This is a genomic window from Aquirufa sp. HETE-40SA, from assembly GCF_054558635.1.
The window spans coordinates 93,628-110,732 of record NZ_JBPXKN010000002.1 but is presented as its reverse complement, the minus strand read 5'-3'; the positions used below and the strand labels follow the sequence as shown (position 1 = coordinate 110,732).

The following is a 17,105-nucleotide window of genomic DNA, read 5'->3' as shown; positions in this document are numbered from 1 at the left end:
CCTATTCTTTCGATAAATCTAGGAGCTCAATGTTTCGGAAGTCAATCTCTTGTCCTTCGCTTTGGAGGGCAATAAATCCACTCTTTAATAATTTGCCATCGATTTTAAGTGCGGGGTTGTAGCGATTCGCAACGCCGCCACCTATTTGAGGCTGGGTATATTCTAACACCGTTTTTCCGTTGATCTTGTGGGTAACTAAGGAGTCTCCGCGAACAATTAATTCTGCCGTAATCCAACGTTCATTTTCGTAGGTTTCTGAGCTTGAATTGATGCAATGGCGGGGATCAATTCTGCCATTATAAACCACGTCAGTTCCCGGGGAGCACATGTTTCCGGTAGGTCTTGGCTTGCCATCTGCTAACACACCGAGGAACTGCATTTCGACTGAAATAGGCCAATCCTGCTCTTTAGGCATGGTATGTGGGTCTTGTGAATGAAACATTACGCCGGAATTTCTCTCAGTATAGCTAGGCGCATCATTTCGCCAAAGTCCCGTAAAGCGGTATTGCAACCGAAGTATATAATTAGAAAAAGGTTTGTTGAAATACAGGTGCCCATAGCGCTCATTGAACTGGTCGTATTGGTCGTAGCGCACTTTGATTATCCCATCCTCTGCTCGAAAGGTGTTTCCGTAGTTATCGCCCACTTCATGGTGGTGGATTTTAACGGTCCAGTTTTTCAGGTTTTTGCCGTTGAAAAGTGGAATCCATTTTTCTTTTTTTGGTTTTGCATCACATAGGAATGCTAAGCTAAAAAGCGCGATGGTTAGGAATAGTTTCATCTAGAGGTATTTTTATATCACCCATTAAAGTAAGTGAAATACAAGTAAAAATGAAATTAAGTTGCTGAGTTTCTGAACTATTACCTGGACTTGCTAGTTTAGGTCAAATACGTGCTAAACTTATTCTATCATGAAAGCAATTTACGTCGTTGGGGGCATCGCCTTTTTATTCTTATTAGTGCAGTCTTATAAATTAGTGAGCAGCAGTCTGACCACTGAAAGTCAAAAATACAGGCTCGTTCGCACAGAATCTCAATTCGAAATCCGATTTTATCCAGCAGCCACCTTTGCTAAAATTTACAGCAAAGGGACGGATTATAAGTCGGTCGCGAGTAGTGGGTTTAGGAAGTTAGCGGGCTATATTTTTGGAGGAAATGACCAAGGTAAAAGTATTGCCATGACATCGCCAGTACGGATGGAAATGGGTTCTCAGGGTTCCACGATGAGTTTTGTGATGCCGGAGAAATACCAGGAATCAGATTTGCCTAAGCCTAAAGATGCCAGGGTTCATATCGTGAAATCTTGCCCGCAATACGTGGCAGCTATTAGTTTCGGTGGCTATGCAGATGATGAGACAATTAGAGAAAAGCGGAATGTATTGTTGAAGGCATTGCGAGAGAAAGGTATTAAAGTAGTGGGAGAATATACATTTCTAGGTTATAATGCGCCCTATCAATTTTGGAGCAGAAAAAATGAGGTGGTTATTCCCATTGAATGGAAGGAGTAAACTTTAATGCTCCAGTTCTTCCTCTAAAAGCTTGATTAACTCCTTTGCTTTTTGTTGCTGCATTTTAGACATCAGGATATAATAGGAGATGTATCCTTTCATGGTACCAGTCGTGTTTGCATATTCGTAAAAAGCATTTTTATTGGATGATAGAAATGCGTTACCTGTTTGTTTTTTGATTTTGTCTAAACCGACTTTATCATAACCAACTTTTCCGATGGTCTCTTTAGTGGAAAAAACGGTCGTTTGAAGTAAGGCATTTTGAATTCGATGGACATTTGCGCCTCGTTCTAATAATTGATCTAATTGAACCATCATGGTTACTTTTCCTTTTTCGTATTCTGAAATTTTACGAACAATTTCTTCATTTTTAATCAGTCGGAATCCACCTGCATTGCGTAATTGATCGATAGTTCCAGATGAAAAATCGATGTTATAAACTCTGGATACCATGATGAGACTATTTATGTAAATGGAATCGATATCAGCCTCATTCCAAGTAGGTTTAAAGATTACTTCATTGAGTTTATTGGCGGCATTAACCATTTCTCCCATTCTGAATTCTTTTATATCCATTTCACTTAAATCCGCTTTCAGATCTTTATTCATGCTCACTAAATAATCGTGCTCCTTATGTCTCTCCGCTCTGTATTCGAGGTAATATTCAGCCATGAAGCCAAGAAAGACGGCGAAGAATAGCATTAAGAATTCTTGAACGTATTCTTTCCAGGATTTAGGGTGGTGGCTGTGGTGGTGTACTTCCATGGGTAATGTTACAGGATTATATTTCCTTGAAATTATCAGTTTTAAATGATTATGCCAAAGCTAGCCTTTATCATAAAGACTTATAGCAATCTTCTCTTTCGCTTTCAGGTTCGAATTTAATCCTCACCCCGCTCGTTCAAGGCTTTTCTTTGAATTTTCCGGATGGCTTGTTCAATTGATTTTTCGGGTTCGATGATATTGTATTTACCCCAAAAATCAGGGTCCGCTAAACTCTCCACCTTATCCGACATGATTACGTTAGAGGTCAATTCTTGGGTAGTTTGAACCTCTTTGATGTCCTGTTTTTTCAAATCGGTTACGGCCATTTCAATTGTGGAAGTGTAGACGGTGTTGAATATTCTTTTGGCCCAATTCAATTTAAACGTCAAATCCCCACGAGAATAGGCAAAAATCCATTTACCATTTTGTTGTCGGTAGTTAATTTGATAGCTGACCTCAGTAGGGTAAACGTCAAGGCCAGCAGGTTTTTTGCGCGTAAATAGAAGACCTGCCTTGATTTTATCCTCTACATTTAAGGAGAAAGTAGCGCTTACGACCGCTAGGCTTTTTGCATCGATATATAATTTCCCATAATAGAGCGGGTTTTCGTAGCCTGGTTTTTGTTTGAAGGCTAAAACCAACACTTGTTTGTCATTAATTTGGGTGTTTTCCTTTAAACTGAAATCGTAAATTTCTAAGGCATTTTTCGAGAATATGAAGCTGGGATATTTGATTACATCGACATATAAGGCGGAAAAAGGACCTCCCTGTAATTTGAAATTGACGGTATCTAGTTTAGTATAATCCGTGTTTTTTCTACCCTTGAAAAGACTGATTTGGTCTGGCAAATTACCTGCGAAAGGCTGCTTTTGAATACTAAGTATGGATTCAGAAAGGGAGACATAGGTACGTCGTTTGCGAATGGTTTCTCGATAAAATCCTGTCATTTCGATGGGGTCATCTCCATAATTTTGTAAGCGATTATTTAATACCCCTAAAAATAGCGTATTCGCATCTGACGTGTTTACAACCACTTCAGCGAGCATCGTAATGCTGGGTTCTAAATACAGTATATTCTTGTCTGGCTTTAATTCTTTGATGGAAACAACCTTGTTTTTATATCCTAAAAAGGAAATTATCAGGCTAGCGTTCTGCTTTTCTGTAGGAATTTTAATGGAGAATTTACCCTCACTATTACTGATGGTGGAGATGCTTGTTCCTGAAACAGTAATGCTTGCATAGATGAGCTCATTCTTTGTCTTACTATCTAAAATAGACCCTTTGAATTGATCGAATGAACTAGAATCTGGACTAGAGTAGCCGGAGAAATGAGCTTCTACTTGCATTTGTGCAAGCATGATGAAGAATAATCCCAGGATTGCTCGAAAATAGACGTGCAGGTTAGTTTTCATATCTAGGACTCCATTATTTTTCGTGAAGATATCAAATAAAACAGGCTATTGATGGATTTTGTTTAAAAGTAGTAATTAAATAACGCCACTCCAGCTTATAAAAAAAAACCACCTCAAACGAGGTGGTTTCTACGACCGAGGTATAACTTTTTACGATTTTATAATTTAGGCTCCCAACCCTTTTCGTATTCTCTACCCCAAAGTTTCATGCCTTCTTTGTCCAAAATATGGCCATCCGCAGGGTTCACTTGGAATGATTTGCCGATCCGGTATGAAATGTTCGCATAGTGACACATCATTTGGCTGATGGCACCTTCTTCGATAGGGGAGTTTAATTTAGTCTCTGTGCCCCTGATGACATGGAAGAAATTCGCGACATGTGAATCTGTCATGTCACCGCCGCCGCCTAGGGTATTGCCAGCTTCCGTTCCACTCGATTTACTGTCTTTGATTTTTTTACCGTTGCGATCAAAAAGCGTGTAGCCCTCTCTGTTAACAAAAACAGAACCTTCGCTTCCATAAATAATGGTTCCGCGATCGCTACCGTACGTTTTATAGCCTGAACGGCTTTTGCCGTCCCATTGGATCACCTTATTTTCTGGGAAGCGGAAAGTCGCATCCATGGTGTCGTACATTTCCCAGCCGTCATTTTTGAAATGACGTTTAGCCGCTTCTACTTCTACTTTTTCTGGGTATTTTACTTGTAGTGCCCAACGAGCGACGTCTAATTCATGGGTCGCATTGTTGCCAGTCTCTGCTGTTCCCCAGTTCCAACCATACCAGTGCCAGTTATAATCCCAGGTTTCCGACGTGTATTCCTGATGTGGTGCAGGACCTTGCCATAATTCCCAATCTAAACCTTCAGGAACAGGTGCTTTTTTTTGATGTGGAACTTCTCCACGCTGGTTCGAATAAAAGGCAAGGGCTTTGTATACTTCTCCAATGGTACCTTTGTGAATCTCGGAAATGATTTCTTGCGATTCTTTAGAGGAGCGCTGCTGGTTCCCCATTTGGACCACTTTACCATATTTTTTTTGAAATGCTACCAGTAATTCCCCTTCGCGCGGATTTTGACTACAGGGTTTTTCAATGTAAACGTGCTTGCCAGCTTGCATGGCCATCCAAGTACCTGGTGCATGCCAGTGGTCCGGAGTCGCATTAAATATCGCATCGACGCTTTTATCATTCCAAACGTCATGAATATCATTCACTAACGTCGCCTTTCCGCTGACCTTTCCTTGTAAATCACGGCCTACCTTTTCGCGTTGCTTTTTCATCACATCGCAGATATAGGCCACATCCACATTGTTTTTTTTGTCTTTTAAAGCATCATAATAGGCGCTAACTCGACGTCCACATCCCATTAAGGCTACATTTAAACGGTCATTTGCTCCCAAAATTCGGGAATAACTTTTTGCACTGAAGGCATTGTGAATATTGCCAAAACTTATGCCAGCGGCACCTAAGGCAATTTTTTGAATGAATTCTCTACGATTATTTTTCATGGTAGTATAATAGGTTTTAGAAGCACTTAAATTGAAATAGAATCAGTATGCTTTATAAAAACTAAAAATAAGAATATTTTAATTAAAATCTAATGGGGTATCTTTAGTTCGAAAATTTGGAAATAAAACATGAAGCAGCTTCTCTATTCAATTACCCTAATTCTTTCGCTTATTAGCTGCGATCTGCAACCCATCGATTATTCGAAGAAAACGCGGAAATCCTCTTATGCGCGAGCAAGTACTACTCAATCGGGTCAAAGAAGAAAAGCCCACGCCAGATTAGGAGTGAGCTCTTCTAAAAGAGCATTCAAGAATCGCATTAATTCGAGGGGATATTATTACCGAAATAAGAACCGCAGGAAGTTAAGAAAAGGGGATTAATCCCTTAAATCAAATCAAATTCTTGCGGTATATACTTATAATATATACCTTAGCCTCATGAAAATATTATCATTAAAGTTAGACGATGAAATCTTCGACGAGGCTGAAGAAATCACGGGCGCGCTGAAGGTAGCTAGAAATAGGTATATCAATGAAGCTGTCAGCATATACAATCGGGAAAACAAGAAGCGCCTGTTGAAGACGCAACTGGCTAAAGAATCTTCCTTAACAAGACAAGATTCCATGGATATTCTTCATGAGTTCGAAAAGTTGATCGATGAAAATTAATCAATACGACATTTGGCTAGCAGACTTAAATCCTAGTAGAGGGACGGAAGCTGGAAAGACGCGACCTATCGTGGTCATTCAGACGGATTTATTGAATGACACGCACCTTTCGACGATTGTGTGTCCTATTTCTACGAATGTATTTCCTGATGTTGAGATATTGCGGGTTCATTTGCACGAACATCAGCTAGACAAGTTAAGTGATGTTTTAGTGGACCAAATCCGTGCCATCGATAACAAAAGACTCATCACTAAACTGGGAGAGTTGACTAAAGAACAGCGGGAGAAGTTGAAAGAGAATATGAGGGTTGTACTAGATTTGTAGGTTTTGGTCAAAAGTAACTTACCGTGAAAAGTGGTCAATTTTTGTAACATTTCACGGTAAGTTGGTTTAGCGGGAAATGCAAAAATGGACAGTAGTATAAGTCAAATGATTATTGAACTGTTGCATTTAATGCAACAGTTCAATAATTTGTCAATCTCTTGCTACTCTTTAATTCGTTTACTCTCCTGCTTTTTTTTAATCTTGTTTAAGCTGAAAGAGGCTGCCTCTTTTATCCATTTCAAGCTCGAAATTCTAAACATCTACTAAAGTGAATAGGGATATAATTATATACCAAAAGTCTGAAGGAAACATTAAGATCGATGTTCGTTTAGAAGATGAAACAGTTTGGTTGACTTAAGTCCAAATGGCAGAATTGATTGGTAAAGCTAAGTCTACCATAAACGAATATATCAAGAATGTTTTTACGGAAGGTGGATTAGATGAAAAAGTGGTAGTTCTGAAATTCCGAATAACCACTCAAATTTGCGCTATTGTAGGGAAATTCGAAGAAGTTGAGGCGTTGGAAATGAGTTTGATTCAGTATCGTATTAATTTATCAACATATCAAATTGATTAAATCTAGTTTGTTTTTTTATAACTTTAAGAATAATCTTAGTGGAATGTTATATAATCAACAATACTTTTAACCATTAAAATTTGTAGACATGAAATCGAAATTTCATATTTTAATGAAAGCAATGTCACTTATTGTTTTGCTTTTGTCAACTGATTTATCAGCACAAAGGAAATCAAGTTTCGTTAGGCCATATATTACCCGAAAAGGGAAATTTGTTAGTGGTCATTATAGAAAATCCTATAATACGAGACCCGGTGCTTTTAAAAGTAGAATAAGGAGTAAAGTATATTATCATACAAAAGGTAAATATTTAAGGAAATTAAGATGGTAAAGAAAGATTCAAATAATGAAGAGGTTGTATTTGGTGGGCTTAGTTTAATGATTTTGATTTTATCATTTTACGTACTTATCTCCCTAGTTGTTACAACCTTTTTTAGTGTCACTCCTGAAATTCAAAAGATTTTATCCCAAATTGACAACTTTATATGTATCGTCTTTTTAATCGAATTCTTTTACAGATTTTACAAGGCACCTAATAAATTACAGTTTTTAAAATGGGGTTGGATTGATTTAATCTCCAGTATACCTTTTATCGACTTCCTGAGGGTAGGTCGAGTATTAAGGCTTTTAAGGTTACTTAGAATATTGAGGGCTTTTAAATCAATGAAGCATATTGTAGAACATGTTTATAAAGATAAATCCAAAGGATTACTATCAACTGTTGGTGTAATTGCTTTTCTTGTGGTTTTGTTTTCGTCAGTAACTATTCTTCAGGTAGAAACTGCACCTAATAGTAATATAAAAACAGCAGAAGATGCATTATGGTGGTCATATACTACTTTGACCACGGTTGGTTATGGAGATAAATACCCAGTAACCACTGAAGGTAGAATCATAGCCGCCATTTTAATGACCACTGGGGTAGGGCTTTGTGGGACTTTCGCAGGTTATATTGCCTCTATTTTACTGGCTAAAAATGAAAAATAGCTTGATGATTTAGAAGTTGATATCTTCCTTTTCAATCGTAGTAAGTAGCTCTTTTGTGATTTTATCACTTTTAGCAATTCTATTTGATAGGTTTTCTATAGACTTCTCGAATGTGTTTCTAACAAATCTGCCGTTTCCAAAACTTTCATCTCTTGAATTATAAGCTGATTCAAATTGTGATTGGAGATATTGTTCAGCCTCATTACTAATCGTGTAATCAGAACCTTGGCACATTTTATGATAGATACTAATCATGTCTTTAGGTGCAAAATCTTCAAAATGGATGTATCGATTGAATCTTGATTTTAAACCTGGATTCATGTCAATGAAGTCTTTCATTTTATCGGAATATCCGGCTACAATGACTATTAAGTTGTCTCTGTTGTCTTCCATTCTTTTCAATAATGTAGCTATTGCTTCTTTACCGAAATCCTCAGAACTTCCAGTTGATAGGGAATATGCTTCATCAATGAATAAGACTCCTCCCATTGATTCATCTACAAGTTTATCAACTTTTACTGCAGTTTGACCTACATATTCTGCTATCATGCCAGCCCTGTCTGTTTCTACCAATTGCCCTGTATCAATCACATCTAATGACCTAAATATGTTGGCCAAGACCCTTGCAACAGTTGTTTTTCCTGTACCAGGTGAACCAGTAAAAACGCAGTGGTAAGAGATGTCATTTTGTTTTAGACCATGTTTTTCTCGTTCTTTTTGAATCTTTACAAAGTTTATAAGCGAGTTAACTTCTTGTTTAACACCTTCAAGTCCTACCATGTCATTAAGCTCCTTTAAAGCTGCTTCCAATGTAGGCTGATCCATTTTCTTATCCATTTTCTTCTTTCCTGTTTTCTGTGTGCTTTTCGGATTAAGCATCTTGAAAATTCCATTTAAAGCCTTTTCTTCCTCTGGGGTTACCACATTATCAGATTTAGTTAATACTGATGCTACCCTATATAAAAAAGCACTGTACTCGTCACTTTGGCTAAAGTTTGAAAGTCGTAAAATGGATGGTAATGAGAATACCTCTTCTTCCTTTTTATTGTTGATACTAACATTGATTGGATTGCTATTTTTACCAAAGCCCAAACATGATGAATATACTTTAGCGAGTTTACTGTTATTAGAATCTCCTATTAATTTATCATAGGATTGATTATTGATGAAATCAGCATCTTCGCCAAGTAATTCTGCTGAAATTGAAACCAGTACTGCCTTTTGGATCTTATTATCTCCAAATTCTTCAAGAAGTAGATTGTAGACCTTTGAAATATCAAACAACAAACAAATTTGAAGGATTTCTTTATAATCTTGAATTTCACTCTCTTTTGAATGTTTTTTAAGAAACTCATTTACCTCTGAGCTTTCTAATAAAAGGTTATAGAGTTTAGTAATTTGTACTTTAAGGTCACCTATAAGACTCCAGTATTCGTCTTTATTAGTTAATTCTGTTTCAGTGCTGGTCGAATTTATTCTAGGATTTACAATTATTGAATTCGATGACATCAACTTGAAAAGGGAATTCTTGTCATGAATCAATTCATATTTAGAGTACAAACAAATAGGTAAAGCAGGATTATAAGAATGCCTTTGGTCAGCACTTCCATCTTTGTTTGCATATTTATAAGTATAGCTTTCAATGGTCAAGTTTGAGGTATCTTTCTCAGTTTCGATGAAACGAGATTGATTACTTTCTAACACTAAACTTTTGTAGTCAATAAGTTCATATTCTTTTGAATTAACGATTAACAATGCATCGGGGAAAAAGAAGTAACCAATGTTATTGATGTTAAGATTGGGTATCTTAACATTGCAACTTATGTTTGGATAAGGTAAAGAGTCAAATGTAGGTTTAATTTCAACTCTATTTATTGAGTTATCTGCTCCAGAACTCTTTTTTAGATTATGATTTTTTGTCTCTGAGGCAATAACCCACACAAAGTTATTGGTAATAATTTGTTTGAATTCTTCAACTGTCTTTTCGAATGTATTGACTGCTTCCTCCTCATATTCAAGGATTACTTTCCTTAGTTTTGATATGTAAAATCTGAGGACAAAAGTTGATAAAATTAAAATCCCTATTAAAATTGCGAAACCTGTTTTATGGTTTTCTGAATTGAGAGAATACCTTTTGATAATTGTCTCTTTAACTAGAGTTTTGTCTAAAATGCAGTCACTTTTCTTTACGATTCCAATTTTTCCTTTAACTGAAATTTGATACCATTTTGAATCTAATGAGTCAATTAGATCATACTTTTGACCATATTCTAAGGTACTTAATAAGTCTTTTTTATTCAGTTTTCGTTTTGCCGATGCTTTCAATTTGTAAAAGCTGACATCTACTTTATTGATGTTTACAACAGTTTTGAATGATTTTTCAGATTTTATAATCGTGTTCTCATATTTAATTATGAGAACGATTATTCCAATTATTAATAAAATCCAGACTGGTAATACCCATTGAAATTTATTTTTCTTTGCAATGATCTCTTCAATCGAATTACTTAATGTCATCTTAATGTTAAATGAAATTTCATTGAATAATGACTTAAGCTATGCTTTTAAAGCAATAATTGCAAGCATTACTAATTACTTTTTTAAAGTAATGACTGTTTAGATTTAAAGAAAATGTCATCTGAAATCCCCTCTCGTGCTACCCACTTTGCTACTCTTGCCGTAAAATAAAAAAACCACCTCGTTTGAGGTGGTTTCTGTGGTCCCACTAGGATTCGAACCTAGGACCCCCTGCTTGTAAGGCAGGTGCTCTGAACCAGCTGAGCTATAGGACCATTTTCTTGAATTGGTTTGCAAATATCTTATTTTAATTTAAAATATGCAAATGGGGCTTTGAAAAAAAATGATTTTTTCGTGGCCTGAGGCACATTTCGTTGATTATCTGCCTGAAACACACCATCTTTGCGGCAGAAAAATATTTTTATGGAATCATTGCTTACAGTGGATAGTATTGTCAGTTTATTGACATTGACGTTTTTGGAGATCATATTAGGAATTGATAATATCATCTTTATTTCGATTACGGCCTCGCGCTTACCTAAAGAGGATCAAGGCAAGGCACGCAATATCGGTCTTTTGCTAGCGATGGTTTTCCGCATTATCCTGTTGTTCGGTATTTCGATTTTGATTTCCCTCCAAAAACCGTTCATGCACATCGACTCCCCCTGGTTTAAAGCCGCGCCATCAGGTCAGGCCATTATCCTCTTTGTGGGTGGCCTATTCCTACTTTACAAAGCCACAAATGAAATCTTCCACAAACTAGAAGGAGAGGAGCAAGAAATCTCCACCACGAAGAAAGCCGTTAATTCAGTAGGCAAGGTCGTAACACAAATCGCCCTCATTAACCTGGTCTTCTCCATAGACTCCATTCTAACCGCCATAGGCCTAACCAATAACACGCCGGTAATGATTATCGCCGTCGTCGTATCTGCATTGATTATGATGGGATTCTCGGGCCCTGTAGGCCGTTTTGTGAACAATCACCCGTCCTTACAGGTTTTGGGACTATCCTTCTTAATCATGATCGGTTTCATGCTCATCGCAGAAGCGAGCCACGACTCCGAACTATTGATCCTAGGCAACTCCATAGGCAGCATCCCTAAGGGCTACTTATACTTCTCCATCGCATTCTCCCTATTCGTAGAATTCATCAACATCCAGATGCGCAAGCGCAGCACGAAGAAGGTGGCAATAAACGATATGAAGAACCAGGCGGAACGCGAGGGTATCATATAACAAAAAAGCCCCAGATCGGGGCTTTTTCTATTTAATGCTTTTCGCAATTGCTAGCAGCTCTTTCGCGCCACCCTGCGGCAGGCCTAAGACCTTCTTCTTCACCTTGCCAGCGGCATCTAAAAAGAAGATGGTAGGATAACCCTCTAATGGATACATGTTCGCTAAGGCTGGGCCTTCTCCCGCTTCCATGTCCACACCTATGGAAATATAGTTTTCGTTGATGTAAGCGCCTAATTCTTTATTAGGAAATACATTCGTCTTTAATACCTTACAAGGTCCACACCAAGTCGTATACGCATCGAACATGATGCCTTTGTTCTCTTTCTTGGCTTTGGCCATCGCTTGTTTGAATGTTCCTTCGAAGAAACGTACACCAGCGGGTTCGTCTTGTGCGGTGCTAGCAAAAGAAACAAATAACAAGGCAAAAACGAATGATTTCATATTTCAAAATTTAGTCCGAAGGAAATGAGTCCGAAGGATATTTATCTTTACTCTTTTATCTCTACTCTCTACTCTATACTCTCTAATCTATACTCTCTACTCTATTCTTAGTTATAAGAATTCAACATCACCGGCATAACCAAAAGCAACACATCCTCATTCTCATCTTGATCCGAAGGAATAATCAAACCAGCCTTATTCGGCTCGCTTAATTTAATGTCCACGAATTTCGCTGATAAGTTGCTTAACAATTCAGAAACTAATTTCGCATTAAAACCGATCTCCATATCTTTTCCTGCGTAGTCGCAAGCAAGCACCTCGTTCGCCTCGTTAGAGTAATCCAAGTCCTCTGCTGAAAGCGTTAGCTTGTTAGCGGATAGCTTTAAGCGGATTTGGTGGGTTGTTTTGTTTGAGTAGATCGAGATACGTTTTACCGAGCTCAAGAACTCTAAACGGTTGATCGTTAAGATCTCGTTGTTTTCTTTCGGGATCGCGTTCTCGTATTCTGGGAAGCGCTCGTCGATGATGCGGCAGATTAATGAGAAGCTTTGGAAGCTGAAGAAAGCGTTTGATGCGCTGAATTCAACCGTAACGTTGGTGTCATCTGCAGGAAGAGTGGATTTTAATAGGGCCAAAGCCTTCTTTGGCAATATCAAACTACTCTGTGCATCCGGACGAATATCATTACGACGGTAACGCACTAGACGGTGACCGTCAGTGGCTACGAAGTTCGTGTGATCGCCCATCATTTGGATTAAAACACCGGTCATCGCTGGACGCATATCGTCGTTAGAAACCGCTAATAAAGTATTCGCAATCGCTTCTCCTAAAACCATAGAGGTCAAAGAGATCGTTTGATTCTTCGCTACTTCTGGGATACGTGGGAAGTCGATTGGGTTTTCACCTGATAATTTGAAACGACCATTTTGAGTCGAGATCTCAGCGCCAAAAGTCGCCTGATCCGCCGAAATCGTCACCGGTTGTTCTGGTAAGCTACGTAAAGTCTCTAACAATAAACGCGCTGGTAAAGCGATCGATCCATTTTCGAATCCTTCCACTTCTAAACGCGTCGTCATCACCGTTTGTAAGTCTGATGCCGTTAAGATCAAGGTATTGCCCTCTAATTCCACTAAGATGTTCTCTAAGATAGGAATGATAGGATTGCTAGCAACCACACCATTGATGGCTGATAATTGCTTTAATAAGATATTAGAGGCTACAAGAAACTTCATTATAATTTAGCTTTAAGATACGTGTAAAAGGGTTTTCGACAGGCTGTCGTTCAAACCTTGAAGTTAAAATAATTTAGGCTTTCTACCAAAGCTTTTAGCGATTGTATTTGCGCTTTCTGTAAAAGACTACGGCTAAACTGAGCAGTGTGGCAAAAAGAAGCGGCACTGCGATGTTAATCACTTGGTAGAAGGTGCCGTCTGCTTGGATTTTGGCCTTATCCAAAGGACGAAGCTGGATCGATTTAGACCGCGCTAACAGGGGCGAGTTATCATCTAACAAATACGTGAACGCATTTAATAGGAAGTCTTTGTTCGAGAAGGTGTTCTTTAAAAACGGGTCAAAGCCTAAAGGCAAGGCCTGCTTCGCCGCATAATCCACTCCATTCAACGCGATGTCCCCATCGCCCACTAAGATGATCGCACTGGAAGTTTTCCCTTGCGCCACAAAGTTCGTGTCCTGGCTCGTATACGGAAACGCAGACCGGAACATGCCTTCCACCAGGTAGCCTGTCGTCTGAACCCCAGCCGTATAGGCTTCCGGGTCAAAATCCTTGCCCGCTGAATTCACCGATATCATCGACGGCGATTGCGACACCTGGGTGTATTGACTCGTCCGCAACAAGGGTGTTTTATGTAGCGCCACCCCAGCTATGGTGTCGATCGTCGAGGTAAACTTCCCATAGATGGCATCTAGATTCTTCGTTAAAATAAAATCAGGATTGCCCTTCAACAAGGGATAAGAGGGCCATGGCATCAGCTGGATGTTAGGCTTATCTCCCAGGTTCCCCACATTCAAGGGAATCATGCCGGATAGCTGACCATCTTTTACCAGGTTCGTATTTAAGCGCAAGCCGTAATGGAATAACATGTTTTCCAGGCCGTTTCGTTTAGGGCTGATGAATAGTCCCTGCTTTTCAACTGTATCTATTTTCACCCCGTCCATCAGGAAGATGGCCTTACCGCCTTTGACAATAAACTGATCTATTTTATAGGCATCCTCCTCGCTGAATTCGCGGTTAGGTTGTAGCACGCAGATCCCGTCTAGGCCATCTAAGGTCTTAGAGGCGGCCAGGTCTACCGGGAATAGGTCATATTTGCGTTTTAAGCTATTGATGAAATCAATCTGGGCAATCGCCGGGGTGGACGAATATTCGACGAAGAAACCGATCTTCTTGCGCTCCTGCGGTAGCAATTGCTGGATGCCTTGGATGATCTCGTATTCTAATCCTTCGATCGACTGATTAATCGCTTCCTCTGGGCTCGCTAATTTGTTCCCTTTCAGCAATAGAACACCTGTTTTTAAAGCGCCTTTTGAAATCACTAAACCCGGAAATACTACTTGCTGCACCTGCTTGCCATTATCCTTGTGCACCAAGTTCGTGGGCGGGATGCCCAAGGAATCCAGCTGGCGGGTTAAGGCAGCCCGAGCTTCGTCGGTAGGATATTCGTCGTAGACATCAATGAGCTGTACTTCGATAGGGCCTCCGGCACTCGACTGCATGTCAGACAAGAGATCCAATGTTTCCTTTTTCAGCCGCTCAAATCCGCCAGGTAAATCATCGCCGCCTAAATAGACTTGCACTAAAAGGGGGGCATCGATGCTTTCCAGGATGGCCTCACTCGATTCACTCAGCGTATACTTACCATCCTCGCTGAGATCCAAACGCCCGCCCACATAAGGACTCAACGCAATCAGTAAAATACCGATTCCGATCAAGTAATAGGAGCTAAAACGTTTCAGATGTTTCATTATTCTGTTAAACAAGAAAAGCATCCCTTGCAGAATGCTTTTCTAATCGAAATGTATCAATCTTAATAGAACTTGTAACGCTTGTCTACAATGTTCGCATTTTCTTTAATCGCTTCGTTGATGTAGAATGAAGAACGTTGTGTGTTCATCATTTGGATTTGATTCTTGTATCCAGAGTAATCGGCTAAAGCTGGAGCCGGAGCACCGCTTAATTTCTCCGCGATAAACACCCCATTTTCTCCTACGAATACCTTCGAACGCTTACCGTTTTTCAAACCAGCGATGTGACCTAATGCGATCGCATCTGGACCTGCTGTGTTTAACATACCGCTAGCTAACGTAATATCTTGAACGTTTTCAACTAATGCACCCGCACCGTAAGCCTGTGCGATTTGCTCTAATGAACCTTTCTTGTTTGCTAATTTCTTAACTACGAATTCACCTTTCAATTGATTGCGAACTAAAGAGGTTAATTCCTGGCGGAAGTCCTCTACTTTCACGTTATCTTTTTCGGTCTTTCCGATCAAGTAAGCCACAATGTATTGCGAATCTTGCTCAAATACACGCTTAGAACCATCGCCTACCGCTGTTTTGTCATCAAATGCCCAACGTACGATTTCTCGTGCGCTCGTTAAGTTATTCACCGCAGAAGCATTTTCTGTCAAACGATCCGCACGCATCATGATTAAGTTTCTGTCTTTTTTCAAAGCCACTTCGAACGAAGCTAAGTTGCCATTTGCATTCGCAAACGCATCTGCTGTCGTAAATACTTTATCCATTGTCGCTTGAGAAGGAGCGATGGTCTTATTGATGGCCGCTAATTTGTAGCTCGTGTTTGACTTTGCATCAGTCACTTTCACGACGTGGAAACCGAATTCTGTTTCTACAATACCTGGCATTAAACCAGCGCCATTGAAACCGAACAAGGCTTTCTCGAATGATTTAGCCATTCCACCGTTGTTTTTAAAGTAACCTAAGTCACCACCTTGTTGTGCGGTGCCGTCCATTCCATTCATTTGGGCCAAAGTCTCGAAGCTCGCGCCTCCCTTAATTTGTGCCAAAATTCCTTCTGCACGTGTTTTCGCTTGCGCCTTCGCTGAATCCGACTTGTCCGCTGGTGCGATCAAGATGTGGCTAGCACGCATCGTAAACAACGTATCTTTCTTCACTCCACCGTATTTATAGATCGAATAAGTCAAGCCATTCTTAAATGGTCCATAGACACCACCTACTTGGAAAGTACCTAATTGTGCTTTCACATCCTCTGGAATTTCTGCATAAGAAACTAAATAAGGAGTACGTACATCTGAATTCAATACGGCGAAAGCGGAATCATTTTGCGTTATCGCTAAATCCTTCGCTAATTTTTTAATCGAGTTGTAGAACTCTACCGTATCTTGTTTCGTAGGAATCACTGGGAAGGTTGCGTATTGAATCGAACGCGTGTTCGTTCCTTTGAACTCATCCTTGTGCTTCGCTAAATATTCCTCTAATTGAGAATCTTGTACCTTAATGCTTGAATCTGAGACAGAGAAGAAAGGAACAAACAAGAATTTCGCATTAAACTTCGCCGTCTGCGATTGGTATTCTTTCGCTGCATCTGCTTGAGTTACGTAATTAGACATACGCATCAAAGCCTCATATTTCGAACGAACACGATCTTGAGCGATTGATTTCTCAAAACGATCCCATGATTGTTGTTGGTCGATAGGCAAGTTCTTCAAATTCTTTAAGAATTGAACAACGAATGTCTTGTCGAATTGACCAGTTTGAGGATTTGTGAATTGCTGACGAACAGATGGGTGGATATTATTTCCTTGCACCATATCGATTAATTCTTCATCAGAAACCTTGATTCCTAACGCATCGAATTCTTTCTTGTAAGCGATGTCTAAGATTAATTGGTTCCAAACTTGATCCCGAATCATGCTAGCTTCTTGCTCAGATGGACCTTTGCCTGTTTGAGCGGTGTAATTTTGAACCTGCTCTTCTACTTTCTTCTGGAAATCTTGGATCATAATGCTTTCTCCAGCGATTTCACCCACTTCTTGTGAGCTAGACCCGAACAAAGAAGATTGACCTTGGAAAATATCACTTCCCACTAGGAATAAAACTAAACTGATAGCAATCGCTGCCGCCGCTATTCCTGACTTCTCTCTAATTTTTGTAATTAATGCCATT

Annotated in this window: 16 protein-coding genes and 1 tRNA gene; 7 read left to right on the top strand and 10 right to left on the bottom strand. The window is 39.4% G+C overall.

The annotated features are described in order from the left end of the window. Position 1: 1 nt before the first annotated feature. Positions 2 to 781, bottom strand: coding sequence for a 3-keto-disaccharide hydrolase (locus tag ACRZ9O_RS05785; protein WP_459457254.1), 780 nt, complete (start codon positions 779 to 781; stop codon positions 2 to 4). A gap of 130 nt (positions 782 to 911) precedes the next feature. Between ACRZ9O_RS05785 and ACRZ9O_RS05780 the strand changes: the two genes are divergently transcribed. Next, positions 912 to 1,508 (top strand): SOUL family heme-binding protein, encoded by a 597-nt coding sequence (locus ACRZ9O_RS05780; RefSeq protein WP_459457253.1) that lies wholly within the window; start codon positions 912 to 914, stop codon positions 1,506 to 1,508. Between the two features lie 3 nt (positions 1,509 to 1,511). On the opposite strand, the gene ACRZ9O_RS05775 is transcribed toward ACRZ9O_RS05780, so the two are convergent. The 3 genes from ACRZ9O_RS05775 to ACRZ9O_RS05765 all read right to left on the bottom strand — a co-directional run bounded on the left by ACRZ9O_RS05775 (position 1,512) and on the right by ACRZ9O_RS05765 (position 5,190). Then, positions 1,512 to 2,273 (bottom strand): hypothetical protein, encoded by a 762-nt coding sequence (locus ACRZ9O_RS05775; RefSeq protein ID WP_459457251.1) that lies wholly within the window; start codon positions 2,271 to 2,273, stop codon positions 1,512 to 1,514. Between the two features lie 116 nt (positions 2,274 to 2,389). Then, the gene (locus tag ACRZ9O_RS05770) at positions 2,390 to 3,685 is read right to left on the bottom strand and encodes a carboxypeptidase-like regulatory domain-containing protein (protein WP_459457249.1); all 1,296 of its coding nucleotides are present in this window, start codon (positions 3,683 to 3,685) and stop codon (positions 2,390 to 2,392) included. Positions 3,686 to 3,843: 158 nt separating this feature from the next. Further along, positions 3,844 to 5,190, bottom strand: coding sequence for a Gfo/Idh/MocA family protein (locus tag ACRZ9O_RS05765; RefSeq protein WP_459457247.1), 1,347 nt, complete (start codon positions 5,188 to 5,190; stop codon positions 3,844 to 3,846). A gap of 129 nt (positions 5,191 to 5,319) precedes the next feature. On the opposite strand from ACRZ9O_RS05765, the gene ACRZ9O_RS05760 reads away from it, so the two are divergent. The 5 genes from ACRZ9O_RS05760 (at position 5,320) to ACRZ9O_RS05740 (ending at position 7,748) form a co-directional block, all read left to right on the top strand. Next, a complete protein-coding gene (locus tag ACRZ9O_RS05760; RefSeq protein WP_459457245.1) occupies positions 5,320 to 5,571 on the top strand; it encodes a hypothetical protein in 252 nt (83 codons plus the stop codon). A gap of 57 nt (positions 5,572 to 5,628) precedes the next feature. After that, positions 5,629 to 5,859 carry a hypothetical protein gene (locus ACRZ9O_RS05755; RefSeq protein ID WP_459457243.1) on the top strand — a complete coding sequence of 77 codons (231 nt, stop codon included), beginning with the start codon at positions 5,629 to 5,631 and terminating at the stop codon, positions 5,857 to 5,859. Next, entirely contained in the window at positions 5,849 to 6,184 is a 336-nt protein-coding gene (locus tag ACRZ9O_RS05750; protein ID WP_459457241.1) for a type II toxin-antitoxin system PemK/MazF family toxin, read from the top strand. Before ACRZ9O_RS05755 ends, ACRZ9O_RS05750 begins: the two co-directional genes overlap by 11 nt. Before the next feature lie 364 nt (positions 6,185 to 6,548). Beyond that, positions 6,549 to 6,761, top strand: a complete 213-nt coding sequence (locus tag ACRZ9O_RS05745) for a hypothetical protein (protein ID WP_459457239.1) — start codon at positions 6,549 to 6,551, stop codon at positions 6,759 to 6,761. A 324-nt stretch (positions 6,762 to 7,085) separates the two neighbouring features. Further along, the gene (locus ACRZ9O_RS05740; protein ID WP_459457237.1) at positions 7,086 to 7,748 is read left to right on the top strand and encodes a potassium channel family protein; all 663 of its coding nucleotides are present in this window, start codon (positions 7,086 to 7,088) and stop codon (positions 7,746 to 7,748) included. Positions 7,749 to 7,757: 9 nt separating this feature from the next. Here ACRZ9O_RS05740 and ACRZ9O_RS05735 read toward each other — a convergent pair whose 3' ends face one another. Together ACRZ9O_RS05735 and ACRZ9O_RS05730 are read right to left on the bottom strand one after the other, a co-directional pair. Next, positions 7,758 to 10,265: an AAA family ATPase gene (locus ACRZ9O_RS05735; protein WP_459457235.1), complete on the bottom strand. Its 2,508-nt coding sequence runs from the start codon at positions 10,263 to 10,265 to the stop codon at positions 7,758 to 7,760. A gap of 200 nt (positions 10,266 to 10,465) precedes the next feature. Continuing rightward, positions 10,466 to 10,540: transfer RNA gene (locus ACRZ9O_RS05730), tRNA-Val, on the bottom strand. 148 nt (positions 10,541 to 10,688) lie between these two features. Between ACRZ9O_RS05730 and ACRZ9O_RS05725 the strand changes: the two genes are divergently transcribed. Beyond that, positions 10,689 to 11,501, top strand: coding sequence for a TerC family protein (locus ACRZ9O_RS05725; protein ID WP_459457233.1), 813 nt, complete (start codon positions 10,689 to 10,691; stop codon positions 11,499 to 11,501). Positions 11,502 to 11,528: 27 nt separating this feature from the next. Here the strand turns inward: ACRZ9O_RS05725 and ACRZ9O_RS05720 are convergent, their stop codons facing one another. The 4 genes from ACRZ9O_RS05720 to ACRZ9O_RS05705 form a co-directional block, all read right to left on the bottom strand. After that, on the bottom strand, positions 11,529 to 11,942 hold the full coding sequence (locus ACRZ9O_RS05720; protein ID WP_459457231.1) for a thioredoxin family protein: 414 nt from the start codon (positions 11,940 to 11,942) through the stop codon (positions 11,529 to 11,531). 107 nt (positions 11,943 to 12,049) lie between these two features. Next, positions 12,050 to 13,174, bottom strand: coding sequence for a DNA polymerase III subunit beta (dnaN, locus tag ACRZ9O_RS05715; protein WP_459457229.1), 1,125 nt, complete (start codon positions 13,172 to 13,174; stop codon positions 12,050 to 12,052). A gap of 94 nt (positions 13,175 to 13,268) precedes the next feature. Then, the gene (gene gldG / locus ACRZ9O_RS05710) at positions 13,269 to 14,924 is read right to left on the bottom strand and encodes a gliding motility-associated ABC transporter substrate-binding protein GldG (RefSeq protein ID WP_459457227.1); all 1,656 of its coding nucleotides are present in this window, start codon (positions 14,922 to 14,924) and stop codon (positions 13,269 to 13,271) included. A 62-nt stretch (positions 14,925 to 14,986) separates the two neighbouring features. Beyond that, positions 14,987 to 17,104, bottom strand: coding sequence for a peptidylprolyl isomerase (locus tag ACRZ9O_RS05705; protein ID WP_459457225.1), 2,118 nt, complete (start codon positions 17,102 to 17,104; stop codon positions 14,987 to 14,989). Position 17,105: the final 1 nt, after the last annotated feature.

Coding starts and splice junctions, on each gene's coding strand:
- ACRZ9O_RS05735 (WP_459457235.1), bottom strand. CDS start 10,265: ATGACATTAAGTAATTCGATTGAAGAGATCATTGCAAAGAAAAATAAA.
- ACRZ9O_RS05775 (WP_459457251.1), bottom strand. CDS start 2,273: ATGGAAGTACACCACCACAGCCACCACCCTAAATCCTGGAAAGAATAC.
- dnaN (WP_459457229.1), bottom strand. CDS start 13,174: ATGAAGTTTCTTGTAGCCTCTAATATCTTATTAAAGCAATTATCAGCC.
- ACRZ9O_RS05760 (WP_459457245.1), top strand. CDS start 5,320: ATGAAGCAGCTTCTCTATTCAATTACCCTAATTCTTTCGCTTATTAGC.
- ACRZ9O_RS05705 (WP_459457225.1), bottom strand. CDS start 17,104: ATGGCATTAATTACAAAAATTAGAGAGAAGTCAGGAATAGCGGCGGCA.
- ACRZ9O_RS05755 (WP_459457243.1), top strand. CDS start 5,629: ATGAAAATATTATCATTAAAGTTAGACGATGAAATCTTCGACGAGGCT.
- ACRZ9O_RS05785 (WP_459457254.1), bottom strand. CDS start 781: ATGAAACTATTCCTAACCATCGCGCTTTTTAGCTTAGCATTCCTATGT.
- ACRZ9O_RS05765 (WP_459457247.1), bottom strand. CDS start 5,190: ATGAAAAATAATCGTAGAGAATTCATTCAAAAAATTGCCTTAGGTGCC.
- ACRZ9O_RS05750 (WP_459457241.1), top strand. CDS start 5,849: ATGAAAATTAATCAATACGACATTTGGCTAGCAGACTTAAATCCTAGT.
- ACRZ9O_RS05745 (WP_459457239.1), top strand. CDS start 6,549: ATGGCAGAATTGATTGGTAAAGCTAAGTCTACCATAAACGAATATATC.
- gldG (WP_459457227.1), bottom strand. CDS start 14,924: ATGAAACATCTGAAACGTTTTAGCTCCTATTACTTGATCGGAATCGGT.
- ACRZ9O_RS05740 (WP_459457237.1), top strand. CDS start 7,086: ATGGTAAAGAAAGATTCAAATAATGAAGAGGTTGTATTTGGTGGGCTT.
- ACRZ9O_RS05780 (WP_459457253.1), top strand. CDS start 912: ATGAAAGCAATTTACGTCGTTGGGGGCATCGCCTTTTTATTCTTATTA.
- ACRZ9O_RS05770 (WP_459457249.1), bottom strand. CDS start 3,685: ATGAAAACTAACCTGCACGTCTATTTTCGAGCAATCCTGGGATTATTC.
- ACRZ9O_RS05725 (WP_459457233.1), top strand. CDS start 10,689: ATGGAATCATTGCTTACAGTGGATAGTATTGTCAGTTTATTGACATTG.
- ACRZ9O_RS05720 (WP_459457231.1), bottom strand. CDS start 11,942: ATGAAATCATTCGTTTTTGCCTTGTTATTTGTTTCTTTTGCTAGCACC.